11 protein-coding genes are annotated in these 13,798 nt (G+C 58.0%); all 11 read left to right on the forward strand.

Annotated elements, in window-relative coordinates; genetic code table 11:
- The first annotated feature begins 110 nt into the window (after positions 1–110).
- The 11 genes from ACILSR_RS11275 to ACILSR_RS11325 all read left to right on the forward strand — a co-directional run bounded on the left by ACILSR_RS11275 (position 111) and on the right by ACILSR_RS11325 (position 13,789).
- Positions 111–998: a sugar phosphate isomerase/epimerase family protein gene (locus ACILSR_RS11275; protein ID WP_395749869.1), complete on the forward strand. Its 888-nt coding sequence runs from the start codon at positions 111–113 to the stop codon at positions 996–998.
- A gap of 26 nt (positions 999–1,024) precedes the next feature.
- Positions 1,025–2,821: a chitobiase/beta-hexosaminidase C-terminal domain-containing protein gene (locus tag ACILSR_RS11280; RefSeq protein ID WP_395749870.1), complete on the forward strand. Its 1,797-nt coding sequence runs from the start codon at positions 1,025–1,027 to the stop codon at positions 2,819–2,821.
- Positions 2,822–2,829: 8 nt separating this feature from the next.
- Entirely contained in the window at positions 2,830–4,071 is a 1,242-nt protein-coding gene (locus ACILSR_RS11285; protein WP_395749871.1) for a serine hydrolase domain-containing protein, read from the forward strand.
- Between the two features lie 7 nt (positions 4,072–4,078).
- Positions 4,079–5,512, forward strand: a complete 1,434-nt coding sequence (locus tag ACILSR_RS11290) for a sulfatase (RefSeq protein WP_395749872.1) — start codon at positions 4,079–4,081, stop codon at positions 5,510–5,512.
- The gene (locus ACILSR_RS11295; protein WP_395749873.1) at positions 5,509–6,963 is read left to right on the forward strand and encodes a sulfatase; all 1,455 of its coding nucleotides are present in this window, start codon (positions 5,509–5,511) and stop codon (positions 6,961–6,963) included. The genes ACILSR_RS11290 and ACILSR_RS11295 overlap by 4 nt, the downstream gene beginning before the upstream one ends.
- Positions 6,964–7,030: 67 nt before the next feature.
- On the forward strand, positions 7,031–7,942 hold the full coding sequence (locus ACILSR_RS11300; RefSeq protein WP_395749874.1) for a carbohydrate kinase family protein: 912 nt from the start codon (positions 7,031–7,033) through the stop codon (positions 7,940–7,942).
- A 194-nt stretch (positions 7,943–8,136) separates the two neighbouring features.
- Positions 8,137–9,582 (forward strand): sulfatase, encoded by a 1,446-nt coding sequence (locus tag ACILSR_RS11305; protein WP_407073041.1) that lies wholly within the window; start codon positions 8,137–8,139, stop codon positions 9,580–9,582.
- Between the two features lie 111 nt (positions 9,583–9,693).
- Entirely contained in the window at positions 9,694–10,443 is a 750-nt protein-coding gene (locus ACILSR_RS11310) for an alpha/beta fold hydrolase (protein WP_395749876.1), read from the forward strand.
- Between the two features lie 21 nt (positions 10,444–10,464).
- Positions 10,465–11,409: a prolyl oligopeptidase family serine peptidase gene (locus ACILSR_RS11315; protein ID WP_395749877.1), complete on the forward strand. Its 945-nt coding sequence runs from the start codon at positions 10,465–10,467 to the stop codon at positions 11,407–11,409.
- 29 nt (positions 11,410–11,438) lie between these two features.
- Entirely contained in the window at positions 11,439–13,049 is a 1,611-nt protein-coding gene (locus ACILSR_RS11320) for a right-handed parallel beta-helix repeat-containing protein (protein ID WP_395749878.1), read from the forward strand.
- A 62-nt stretch (positions 13,050–13,111) separates the two neighbouring features.
- Positions 13,112–13,789 (forward strand): histidine phosphatase family protein, encoded by a 678-nt coding sequence (locus tag ACILSR_RS11325; protein ID WP_395749879.1) that lies wholly within the window; start codon positions 13,112–13,114, stop codon positions 13,787–13,789.
- The last annotated feature ends 9 nt before the right edge of the window (positions 13,790–13,798 follow it).

Raw genomic sequence — 13,798 nt, forward strand, 5'->3', positions numbered from 1 at the left:
GTGAGGTCGGCGCGACGCTAAATGCTGAGGGAAGAAAAGGCTCTAGGACGCCGCATTTCACACATTCTTTGTCGTGGAAAAAAGCGGGCAGCCCTCGTTATGCTCTCCCCATGCCAAAACTCGCCGCCTTCCCGAAAGCCTTCATGCAGGCCCTCTGCAAAGAAGGAACCATGACCGTCTCCGAATGGATCCAACTCGCCTCCAAGCTCGATGTGCAGGGCCTGGAATGGTATGCTGGCTTCCTTGAAATGGCCGATGAGAGCAACTGGCCGCGCTTTCGCAAGGAAGTCGAAGATACCGGCAAGGTGATCCCGATGATGTGCTGCTCGCCGGATTTCACCCATCCCGATGCGGCATTCCGTGAAAAGGAGATCGCCAAACAAAAGCGCTGGATCGACATGACGCACACTCTGGGCGGTTCCTACTGCCGAGTGCTTAGCGGGCAACGCCGCCCGGAACTGACGCTCGATGAAGGCGTGAAGCTCGCCGCCGAATCCATTTATGCCTGCCTGCCCTATGCGCAGGAGCGCGGCATCACGCTGATTATTGAGAACCATTACAAGGATGACTTCTGGGAGTATCCCGAATTCGCGCAGAAGATGGATGTCTTCTGCAAACTGGTGGATGCCGTGAACCACCCGAACTTCGGCGTGAACTATGATCCTTCAAACACCTACCTGGCTGGTGAAGATCCGATCGAGCTGCTGAAGCGTGTGTCGCATCGCGTGGTGACCATGCATGCGAGCGACCGCTACCTTGCGGAGGGGACCATCGAGGATCTGCGCAAGGAGGAAGGCGGGGCCCAGGGATACGCCAAGCGTCTGCGACATGGCGAGATCGGCAAAGGTCTCAATGATTATGACGCCATCTTTACCGAGCTAAAGAGCAAAGGCTTCAACGGCTGGATCAGCATTGAAGACGGCGTGGATGGCATGGAGCAGCTTGCACGCAGCGTGGAGTTCCTGAAAAAGAAGATCGCCAGCTACTGGCCGCAGTAAGCGATTCCGCCGGAGTCTTTTTATTTATGAAACCAAACCCAACCCGCCCTATGGGAGGCATCTTCCTGCTCGTCTCACTGTGGCTGTGCACCGCCGGCCTCGGAGCGGACAAGGCTCTGCCCGCCTGCAACCGTCTGCGATTTGAACCGCTGGCCGGAACCGAGCATCAACTGGCAGGAGCCAAACTGGAAGGGTCCAATACCTCGCGCACGGAGGGTTATGTCACTTTGGCGACCATTCAAGATGCGCCCGCAGCCAAAACCTGGACTGAGGTGAAGTTTGACAATGCCAAGCTCTACCGCTGGGTGCGTTTCTCCATGCCTGCAGGTGCGAAGGCGAAAATGGGAAAAGTGGAGGTCTATTCCGGTGAGCGGCTGCTCGCGGGAAATGAGAACAAGGGTGCCCTATTCACCCCCTTCGCCGAAGGCAAGGACGGCGTGAACGACGGCGCGATCGGGTTCGACCTGTTTGCCACCGCCACGCCAGGCCGTCCTGTGTTTACCCCCGCGGAGGGCGACCTGGACCAGCCCATCGATGTTAAGCTGAGCGGACCGCGTGAGGCCATCATCCGCTACACCCTGGATGGCAGCACGCCCACGGCCGAGCACGGAGAGACCTACACCAAGCCAATTCATGTGGAAAAAAACACCACGATCACAGCCGTCACGATCGATCCTGACCGCGAGGCACCGAGCCTCGCGGTTCCGGTGGCCTATCTGGTAAAGGGACAAACCAAGCCGGGCCTCTTCACCGCCCATGTGGGCAACAGTCTCACCGGCACATGCGGCAGCTTCTGGCGCTATGCGCGCACGGCTGGATACGCCCACCATCAGGAGTCGTTTTTGCGCCCCGGCGCACTGACACGTGAGAACTGGGCAGTCGCCACTGGCGACTACAAAAATGACAAGCTGGCCAATGCGAAGGAGACGCAGGCTTTGAAACGTGGCACACCGAGCTGGGACGACTACTGGAGCAAGATCGGAAAAGTGGATCTCGTCACTCTTCAGCCACGTGATTTTGACCTGGACAAGGAAATTGCCGCCGAGATCAGCTTCATCCGCAAATTCCGCGAGAAGTCTCCTGATCTTCAGCCATGGCTATACTGCGAATGGGTGGAGATGAAGCGAGCGCGCCCCAGCGACCAGGGCACTGTGCCGAGCTATCAGATGAAGAAAACTTTTCCCGCACTCACGTGGGAGGAATCCATGAGCGCAATGCTGCTCTATGTGGAAGAACTGCAGCATCGCCTGAACCCGCAGATCACTGATGGCAAACCGGCCCACATCATCCCCAGTGCGCTGGGGATGGGCTGGATCAAAAACATGATCGATCACAATCAGGTGCCCGGTGTGAAGCCCGGTTCCTTTTATCCGCTGCTTTTCAATGACCAGGTGCATCCTGCAAGCGGGCCAATCCACAATTCAGCGAATGGTGCGTATCTTGTGGATCTCACCTGGTATTCCGCTTTTTATCGTGAGGCGCCGGAGGGAAAGGTGAGGCCCATTGAGACCACGTTTACCCCGGAGCAAGCGCGACTCATCGAGCGCCTCGCGTGGGATGTGGTGAAGAACTACCCGGACTGCGGCCTGTATGAAGAGGGCAAAGAGGCCTGCGGCAAACCAAAATTCAGCAACGACGGCAAAGTCATCACACTGAAATCTTCGACCCCGGGAGCCTGGTTTCGGTACACGCTCGACGGCACCACGCCATCGCGCACCCGAGGTTATGTGTATTGCGGCGCCATCAGCGTGCAGCCCGGCATCCGGGTGCAGGCGGTCGCATACAAGAGCGGCATGGCAGACAGCGCCGTCACCTCCCCTTAAAACTCACCATGAAAAAATTCGCCATATTCAGCGTCCTCGCCTTTGCCTCATTTTCCCATGCTGAAGGCCCTCTGCAGCCCGTCCTGCAATCGTTCGTGGACAAACACCTGGTGCCAGGAGTTGTCACACTGGTCGCCAGCAAAGACAAGGTGCTCGACCTCGACTCCGCCGGCTACGCCAGCCTCGCCAGCAAGACGCCCATGCGCAAAGACGCGGTTTTTTGGATCGCCTCCATGAGCAAGTCTCTCACGGGCGCGGCGCTGATGATGCTGGTGGACGAGGGAAAGGTGAGCCTGGACGATGCAGTGGAAAAGTATCTTCCTGCATTCAAAGGACAGCAGGTGAAGACCGCGGATGGGGCTCTCCATCCGCCAAAGCACCCGATCACGGTGCGTGAGGTCATGTGCCACACCAGCGGTCTCGTGCTGGCGAATGAGAAGGGGCTGAAGAAAACACAGTCCCTGAAGGAGAACGTGGCCCTGTTTGCGTCCTACCCACTGCGGCAGGAGCCAGGCACCAAATACGAATACAACAATTGCGGCATCGATACCGGCGGCCGCATCATCGAAGTGCTGAGCGGACTGACCTATTCGGAATTCATGCAGAAGCGCCTGTTTGACCCGATGGCCATGAAGGACACCACCTTCTGGCCCAATGAAGAGCAGGCATCCCGCCTCGCACACACGGCACGCTTTACCGCGGACAAGAAGGATCTTGAGGAGATCAAGCAGGACAAGGACGTCGAGCAGCGCATCATCGACAAATGGAGCGAAGGCGTGCAGGTGCCGCGTGCCGTCACAGCGGACATGGGGGCCGGAGTGGCCTTCAACTACGCCAAGCATTTCGGCGAGCCCGCCGGAGGCTTCTACTCGACCGCAGCCGATGTGGGAACCTTTTGCCGCATGCTGCTCAATGGCGGCACGCTGGATGGAAAGCGCTACCTTTCTGAAAAGGCGGTCAAACAGCTGTCATCCATCCAGACCGGTGAAACTCCGGTGAGCCCTGATTCGGCTTACGGCGTGGGGTTTTCCATCAAGCTCACGGACGAGGAGGGGCCCAGTGCCGGCAGCTTCGGCCACCGCGGCGCACGCCGAACGGCCATGTGGATCGATCCGATAAACGAGCTGGTCATGGTCATCCTCGTGGAGCGGTTTGACATGACGGGCGAGGAGCAAAAGGTGATGTATGGCGGCTTTATGAAGGCTGCGGTGACCGCCTTCGGAAAGGCTGGGAAGCAACCTCGCCAATAAACTCATCATGAAACGACTGCTTCTCCTAGCTCTCTGTGTTTTGTTCCTTTCGCAATTCTCGCAGGCGGAGAGAAGTCCTCCGAACATTCTCTTCATCCTCGTGGATGACATGGGGTGGAGCGATCTCGGCTGCTATGGAGCTGACCTGCATGAGACGCCCCGAATTGATCGGTTTGCGGCCGAATCCGTGCGTTTCACCAACGCCTATGCGATGTCAGTTTGCTCACCCACGCGCGCAACATTGATGACCGGCAAGCATGCAGCGCGCCTGCACTTCACGATCTGGGCCGAAGGCGCTGAGGGAGGAGGGACCAAATACCGAAAGCTACGCGAAGCACCGTCCATCTGGAATCTTCCGCACACCGAAACCACCCTTGCCAAACATCTGCGTGATGCAGGCTATCTCACCGCACTCGTGGGCAAATGGCACCTGGGAGACTGGCAGCACTATCCAGAATCCCATGGCTTCGAGATCAACATCGGCGGCACCAACTGGGGCGCGCCGCAGACTTTCTGGTGGCCTTACAGCGGCAGCGGACGCTTCGGAGATGAATTCCGCTATGTGCCACACCTGGAATTTGGGAAGCCCGGCGAATATCTGACGGACCGGCTCACTGATGAAGCCATCAAGGTGATGGACCGTTCGGAAAAGCAGCCTTTCTTCATCTATTTGGCACATCATTCCGTTCATACCCCGATCGAGGCAAAGGAAGCCGATGTGGAGCACTTTGATGCGAAGCTGCGGGAGGGCATGAACCACAGGCACAGCGTCTATGCGGCCATGAATAAAAACCTCGACGACAATGTGGGCCGCGTGCTGGACCATCTGAAGGAGCGCAGACTTGATGAAAACACCCTTGTCATTTTCGCCAGCGACAACGGCGGCTACATTGGCGTTGACAAGGCCAGCGGCCGCGACAATCCCGTCACAAACAATGCACCGCTGCGCTCTGGAAAGGGATCTCTTTACGAAGGCGGCATTCGCATTCCCCTGATCATTCGCTGGCCCGGCGTGACAAAGGCAGGGATTTGCGACGAACCCGTGATCACCATGGATCTATTCAACACTCTTCTCAGTGCCGCAGGGCTTTCTGCACATGAAACCGATGGCCTCGATCTCGGCCCGTTGCTGAAGCAACCGGACTCGAAGCTGAAGCGCGACGCCCTCTTTTTTCATTACCCTCATTACTATCACACCACCACGCCTGTCAGCGCCGTGCGCTCGCGTGAATGGAAGCTGCTGGAGTTCTTTGAAGACGACCGCCTCGAACTTTACAATCTCGCTGATGATGCGGGTGAAAAAAGGGATCTCGCCAGGGCAATGCCTGAGAAAGCCAAGGCCCTGCGCGAACAGCTCCACACGTGGCGTTCATCGGTGGATGCCGCGCTGCCCGCGCCCAATCCTGATTTCAAACCCGGCAAAGCCAAGAACAAGCCATGAAATGCCTGCTTTTCCTCATCGGTGCTCTTGTTGCACAAGTGGGTCCCCTCATCGCCGCTGAAAGCACTTCGAAGCCAAACATTCTGTGGATCATCGCGGAGGACGCCTGCAAAGATTTTGGCTGTTACGGGATGCAGGCTGCCCGGACTCCAAACATCGACCACCTGGCTTCAGAGTCCTGCCTTTATCATCATGCCTTTGCCACCGGACCGGTGTGCTCCGCTTCGCGCTCGGCCTTCATGACGGGTCTCTACCAAACACGGATCGGCGCTCACAACCACCGCAGCCACCGCACACGGGAGTTCGTCCGGCCCGCTGGAGTCCGCCTCATCACAGAGCGGCTGCGTGAGGCGGGCTATTTCACCGTCAATGTCCGCGCGCTGCCGCCGGAACTGGGCTTTAATGGCGCAGGGAAGACGGACTGGAATTTCTTTGATGACGGCAAGGCCTTTGAGAGCTCGAAGTGGAACGACTTGAAAGCCCATCAGCCCTTTTATGCGCAGGTCAATCTTCACGAGACGCACCGTCCGTACTACCGCGCGACGAAAAACCCCACCGACCCCGCCCGAGTGAAGCTCCCACCTTACCTCGCAGATGATCCCATCATCCGAGCGGACTGGGCAGCTTATCTCGATGAGGTTGCCGTGCTGGACGAGAAAGTCGGCGCATTGCTGTCTCTTCTGGACCGCGAAAGACTGCGGGAAAACACCGTCGTATTCTTCTTCTCAGATCATGGTCGAGAGGACTTCCGCGGAAAATATTTTCCTTCTGAGCAGGGCTTCGAGGTTCCGCTCCTGGTGCGCTGGCCAGCGCTTCTAAAGCCTGGAAGCACCAGCGATGATCTGGTTTCCCTGCTGGATGTGCACGCGACATCGCTGTCGCTGGCCGGGGTGAACTTTGCGGGTCTCGATGGAGCTCCGTTTTTCGGCCCTGCCGCAAAGAAACGCGAATTTGTCTTCGGGGCCCGCGACCGCATTGATGACACTCCGGACCGTGTGCGCACTGTGAGAGACGCCCGCTTTAAGCTGGTTCACAACTTCGAGCCACAGCGTCCCTACCTGCAACGCATGGCCTATGCAGAGGTGACAAACCCCACCTACAACCGCATGCGCCAGCTTTTTGCTGAAGGAAAGCTCAATGAGGACCAGGGCAAATTTATGGCCTCGCAGCGCCCCACGGAGGAGCTGTACGATCTGCAGAGCGATCCGTTTGAGTTTCATAACATCGCCAGAGAACCTGCATATGAGCAAACCCAGCTCCGCCTGCGGCAGCAGCTTGATGCCTGGATTTCCGAAACACATGATCAGGGAACGGTGCCCGAGGATCCTAAAACCGTGGCGGAGGATTTGAAGCGCAATGAAAACACCGACCGCAAGCTGCGCGCTGAATTTGGACTCGGCCCTGACGAGGTCTTGCTAAAGACGTTCGAGCATCCCGCCAAGAAACCTTGAAGCCGCCCCTCATGACCTCTCAGACGTGGGCGTTTATGGCGTCTTCCATTCACCCCATCCCTCAACGATGAACCTTGATGTCTTATGCATTGGTCATGCAGCCTGTGATTTGAGTCTCTTCGTGGATTCTTACCCGCTGGAGAATTCCAAATGCGAAACGCATGAGTCCCTCGAAGGCTGTGGCGGCCCGGCGGCGAATGCGGCTTGGCTGCTTTCGATCTGGGGTCTTCGCGCGGGCTTCGCCGGACTCGTGGGCGATGATGTTTACGGCAGACGTGCGAGAGATGAACTGACCGCAGCAGGAGCGGATGTATCACTGCTGGAACTGCGCTCCGGACATGTCACGCCACTGTCGGTGATTCTCGTCAACCGGCAGAATGGCAGCCGCACCATCATTAATCGCAAAGAGAGAGCTGCGGCGTTGCGTCTGGATGCCGAAATTTTGCGTGCACTGTCTCCTCGGGTGCTGCTGTTCGATGGACATGAACTGGAAGCCTCATTGACAGCCATGCGGGAATTTCCAGGTGCTGTATCCATTCTCGATGCGGGTTCTTGGCGCGAGGGGACGGCAGCGCTCGCCGGGAAGGTGCAATTCCTCGCCGCCTCGGAACGCTTCGCTCTCCAGGCCACGGGCTTGCAAAGTTTAAAGGATGCCGAGGAGCGGAAGGAATGCCTGAGCCGGCTGCGCGGCCAGTTCGGCACCCGCACGATAGTCACTCTGGGAGAGCGAGGCCTGATCTACGATGCGGGAGACGGATTCGACAAACATCCTGCATTTCCAGCCACCGCCGTGGACACCACTGCTGCGGGGGACATTTTCCACGGTGCGTTCGCATTTGGCCTGGCGCGTAGCATGCCGCTGAGGGAGGCGCTTCGCTTTGCATCCATGGCTGCGTCACTGTCTGTCCGAAGGCACGGCGGCAGATCCTCCGCACCCGCTTTGGCCGAAGTGGAGGCGGCCCTCTCTCACGTTCCATAGCTTCTTCTTCAACACTGCCCGATTCTGCCCCCGCTCAATGGAGAGAACTCAGCGTGCACGATCCTGAACAACCCATTCTTCCCATGAACCTGTTTTCATACCGACCCACATTAGCACTGATCTTTTTCACGGCTTCATTGTTGCATGCAGAACCTGTCCCGAGGGTGAAGACACGCCCCAACATTTTATTCATCATGACCGATCAGCACCGCTGGGACTGCATCGCGGCGAACGGCAACAAAACCATCAAAACTCCAAACCTGGATCGCCTGTCGGCACGCGGCGCCAATTTTACCCACGCCTTTGTTTCCTCGCCTGTATGCGTGCCATCACGCATCAGCTTTTTCACCGGCCGCTATGCTCATTCGCATAAGAATCGTGTAAACTATACGCCCCTGGACCGGAACGAGGTGTTGATGCAGGCTCGTTTCAAAGAAGCCGGCTATCGTACTGCCGCGGTCGGAAAACTGCATTACTACCCGCCGAACAAGGAGGAGGCGTTTCGAACCGGCTTCGAAACTGCCGAATTGCATGACGGCTCGTCCATCACTGATCTGTGGTCGGATTACGTGAAATGGATGCGGCAAAACAATCCTGAACTGAAGCCCTACTATCGTGCCACGGCCAAGGACGTCGCCCCGGGGAAAAATCCCTTTCGCTCAGTGCTTGACCTTAAATACACCGACACCGCCTGGACCGGCGAGCGTTCCCGTGCCGTGCTCACCGAGTTGGTGAAGCAAGAACAGCCATTCTTCTTCTACGTTTCATTTTGGAAGCCGCACTCGCCCTACGAGGTCGCCGCTCCTTATGACTCGATGTATGACGGGGTGGAAATTCCCATTCCTGCCACGGTCAGCCTGGAGGCAGTGAAGGATCTGCCAATGCCGGTGCAAAAGCTCGCCATGCGCCACGGCGGCCCCAAGCTGGATCCCGAACGCCTCAAGTGGGCCTACCGCAGCTACTACGCAACCATCTCCCATGTGGACCACGAAATCGGCCTGCTGCTGGACGCACTCGAAGTCTCTGGCAAGGCCGCTAATACGCTTGTCGTTTTCAGTTCTGATCATGGTGACCAGTTGTTTGAGCACGCCATCACGGACAAGAACTGCTTCTTTGATCCTTCCGTGCGCGTGCCGTTCATGGTCAGCCTGCCGGGGTGCATCAAAAGCGCAACGTATGACCACCTCATCGAAACTGTGGATCTGCTTCCGACATTGCTGGAATTTACCGGCATCCCGGAGCCACGCGAAGTCGAAGGGCGCAGCTTTGCTCCGTTGATCGCAGACATGGGCCGGGACTACGAACCGCATGCGGAAGTTTTCAGCGAGAACATCATCCCTGAAGTCATCACCGGTGGGAAAATGGACATGCCCTTTGAAAAAGGCGTTGGCGTGGGCGGCATCCGTCACCCCGATGCGAAGATGGTCCGCACCGAGCGCTGGAAGTACTGTTATTACCCCGCCGGCTATGCCGAGCTCTATGATTTGAAGAACGATCCGCTGGAAACGAAGAATCTGGCTGGTCAGACGGACATGCGTGAGGTCGAATACGATCTGCGTACGCGCTTGCTGAACTGGCTGATCAACAGTGAAGAGACCGACCAGATTCAAAACCGATGGATGCTGCGGGAAAAAAAGTGAAACCGTCCGCCACTTGTTTTCATTTCCCACTTCGCCTGCGGACGCCGACTCTTTTCCTGAGAAAGAGCGCACGTGCGGCTTGTCGATAGTGTCATTATTACGCTCCCTGCCATGAAGACCTGCTTCGGTTTGATCTGCCTCCTTTTCGCCGCCGTCCAAGCTGGCGCGGATGAGTTTACTTCCCATGGGGTGAAAATCTTTTACACGGTGCAGGGCAGCGGCTCTCCGGTGGTTTTGATTCACGGCCTGCACTCCAGCGGAGCGATGAACTGGACGCTTCCGGGCACCACGGCAGCACTGGCACAGAGTCACCGTGTCATCGTCATGGACTGCCGCGGCCATGGGAAGTCTGACAAGCCACAGACCGACGCCGAGTACGGTGAAGCGATGGTGGAGGATGTGGTCTCGCTGCTCAATCACCTCGACATCCGGAAGGCACACATCGCGGGATATTCGATGGGCGGGATGATCGCCCTGAAGACCGCGGTGCTGCACTCCGAGAGGGTGCAGGGACTGCTGCTGTGCGGCATGGGCTGGCTGCAGGATGGCAGCACGCTTCAGGCCTTCTGGGAGCGCATTCCCGTGCGCGAACGCCTTATCGGCGGCAGCAGCGGCGCTGCTTGCATGAAGGGCATGGCACGTCTGGCGGTGACCAAGGTCCAGGTGAAAGCGCTCAAAATGCCAGCCGCCATCATCGTAGGCGACCACGATCCGGTGGACAGGCTCTACGTCCAGCCGCTCACCCAAATCCGCCCTGACTGGCCTTTGAAAAGGATCGAAGGAGCCGGCCACCTGACCTGCGTGATGAAGCCGGAGTTTCGGAACGAGGTGGTGAAGGCGATTGCGAGCTTTGAAAAGTAGGACACATCTCTGCACCTGACCATGAAACCACTCCTGCCGATTCTCCTTTGCTCCTGCCTTGCCCTGCTTGCCGTAACACTGCCTGCCCAGGAGCCGGAGCGCATCCGCGACATCATCTACACCAAGCATGATGGCGTGGCGCTGACCATGGACGTGTTCAAGCCGGCGAAGCCTAACGGGGCTGGCATCATCAAGATCATCAGCGGCGGCTGGAAATCGAACCACAATGGCATCAGCGACGGCGGCTGGCCGAAGGCTGGCTACACCACCTTTGTCGTCGTGCATGGAACGCAGCCGCGCTTTCAGGTGGAGGAGATCGTGGCGGACCTGAACCGTGCGGTGCGCTTTGTGCGCGCCCACGCGGCAGATTACGGCGTAGACCCACAGAAGCTCGGCGTCACCGGCAGCAGCGCGGGCGGTCACCTGAGCCTCATGCTGGCCACGCGCGGTGGCCCGGGCGATGTGAAAGCGACTGATCCCATTGACCGCGAAAGCAGCGCTGTGAATGCGGTGGCCTGCTTTTATCCGCCAACCGATTACCTCAACTGGTTTGAGCCCGGGGACAATGCCGTGGGCATCGGCAAGCTGGCAGCGTACGCAGGGGCGTTTGGTCCGAAGGCTGCGACGGAAGAGGGCCGTGCAGCCTTGGGGCGGGAGCTGTCGTCTATTTACTGGGTTCACAAAGGGCAGCCGCCCATTTTCATCGTGCATGGCGATGCCGATCCGCAGGTGTCCATCACTCAGTCGCAGCGTTTTCTCAAGCGCTGCCATGAGGAGGGCGCAGTGTGCGAACTGGTGATACGCGAAGGTGCGGGCCATGGAGGCTGGCAGGAGATGGCGCAGGATACGGAACGGATGGTGGAGTGGTTTGACCTTCAGTTGCTGGGCAAGCAACCAGCCAAGGCCTTTAAGCTGGATGTTTCCTCGCTGCCCAGCACTCCGGTGCAGAAGGCCAAGAAGCCATGAACCGAACCATCTGATCAAACTTTCCGCCTATGAAGCCTCTGCTCTGCCTACTACTGCTTGCCACCACTTCCTGGGCGGATGATTCTGCAACGCTCGAAACCCTGCTGGCCAAAGGCGGTGTGGTGACGATTCCGGCGGGTGATTACCATCTCGATGGTATTAAGCCCCTGCCCCTCGCCTCAAACATGACGGTATTTGCTCATGGGGCGAGGTTCATTCTGCCTGACACGCTGCCAGAGAAGGCACGTGTGGTGTTGTTTAGCGGAGCGGACATTTCCCACTTCACATGGCATGGAGGCGAGTTTGTCGGCCATGTGTTTGATCCGGCTCAGAATGAAAATCTCTGGGAGCCGAATGCCAACACCAAGGGCATCGAGATCACCACGAAGGAGGCAGGCGGCACCCATGACGTCCTCTTTCGCGAAGTGAAATCCAATGGCATGGCTGGCGCGGTAATCGGCGTGCACGGCCTGATCGGAAAAAAGGAAAGTGAGGTCATGGCATACACGGAGCGTGTGGCGGTGGAAAGCTGCACCCTGCTGCGAAGCGGCAAGTTCATGTGGGACTACGGCTATCTCTGGCAGATCATGACGTTTCCGGAATCTTACGAGTCTTGGGAGGTCGAACGGGCAAAGAAGTACTTCCGCACTGATTTGGTGAGGGAGGTGACTTTCAGTGTAGATCTGGTGAAGTTTGACAACACGAACCGTCCACTGGTCGTGAGCGAAACGGACGAACCCAAAGAAGCAATCACATTTATGGGTTCACATCTGCCGAAAAACATTGTGCGGGGCAGACAGTATTTTGTCATCGAGTCCACCCCGGACCATGTCAAGATTGCGGAGCAGCCCAAAGGCGCCGCGCTGCAATTCGAAGGTGAAGCCAGCGGCAGTCTTGCATTCAACATCAGCGGCACCTACCTGGGTGCCTATGCACCCACCGGCAGCGGCCCGGGCAAGGGAGCCTTTGACATTGTGGGAGCGAAGGACGTGCGCGTCACCGGCTGCCAGCTCAGCGCCCTCGGCGACACCATGCACATTCAGCGCTGCCATAACGTGATCTTCGCAAACAACCACATCATCGGCAGCCGCATGGGTGCATTCTTTCTGGCGGAATACTGCCAGAATGCCACGATCACCGGCAATCTGGTGGACGGCACGAATGGCTCACGGGTGATCAGCGTGGAGAAAAGCTGCACGGACGTGACGATGACGGGAAACACCTTCCGCAACGGCGGACGTGGCGCCTGGATCAACCAGCCGGTGAACTTTATCATGACCGGCAATATTTTCGTCAACAACACGACGAAGAACGAGACGGACATGCGGCGCGGCCGGATCGCCTACCGCACTGCAAAGCCGGGCGAGTTTCCCGAACTCTACTTCACGATTTATGAACCCGATGCGACCTACGGCCCCGTCATTGTGCGGGACAATATCTTTGTTCTGGGCGATTCCGCTCCTGCTGAAGCAGTGACATTTGCTCCCAACGGCCACGATTTGCAGTTCAGTGGCAACACATTTCAAAACAAGGCGACCACCATTGTCGTAGATCCCACCTGCAAGAATGCGTTGATCGAAAACAACCAGGGAGCCACAACCATCAGCCGACCGGTGGACTTCAACCACGGCAGGCGGTGAACAGAGGCGGGTCTGTAATATTGCTCGAAACACACGGGAGCCATGTGCTATAGGGCTCTCTCATGGCCCTCACCCGCATTTACCTTATTCGTCATGGTGCCACTGTGCTGACCGCCGAAGACCGATTTGCCGGCGCAACCAATGTGCCCCTGTCAGAGGAAGGACGCTCCCAAGCCGCACATCTGGCGCAGCGTCTCAAAGGCCTGCCGATGGCGGCCGTTTATGCCTCGCCACTCGACCGCACCATGGAAACAGCCCGCATTCTGGCTGCAGCCCATGAGCTGGAGGTTCACCCCAGAGACGGCCTGCGTGAAATCTCGCATGGACATTGGGAGCAGATGACGCGTGCCGAGGTGGAGCAGCAGTTTCCCACCGAAGCCGCCGCGTGGGACGAAGATCCCTTCACCTTTGCACCCGCTGGCGGCGAAAGCGGACTCGCGGTGACCGCACGCGCCCTGCCCGCCTTGCTCGACATCGTAAGACAGCACGAAGGCGAGTCGGTGATCGTGGTGTCTCACAAAGCGACGATCCGGCTGCTGCTCAGTTCACTCCTCGGTTTTGATCCTCGTCGATACAGGGACAATCTGGATCAAAACCCGGCAGCATTGAATGTCGTGGATTTCAAAGACCCGGTGCGCGCCCGTCTGATGCTGTTCAACGACACCTCGCACTACTCCGAGGATACGCTGATCAAGCCGGACACGCCGAAGGCCTGCCTTTCGAGCTGGTGGGCCAAGTGATGCGCAGCT

The organism is Prosthecobacter sp. (genome assembly GCF_044222565.1).
Lineage (GTDB): Bacteria > Verrucomicrobiota > Verrucomicrobiia > Verrucomicrobiales > Verrucomicrobiaceae > Prosthecobacter.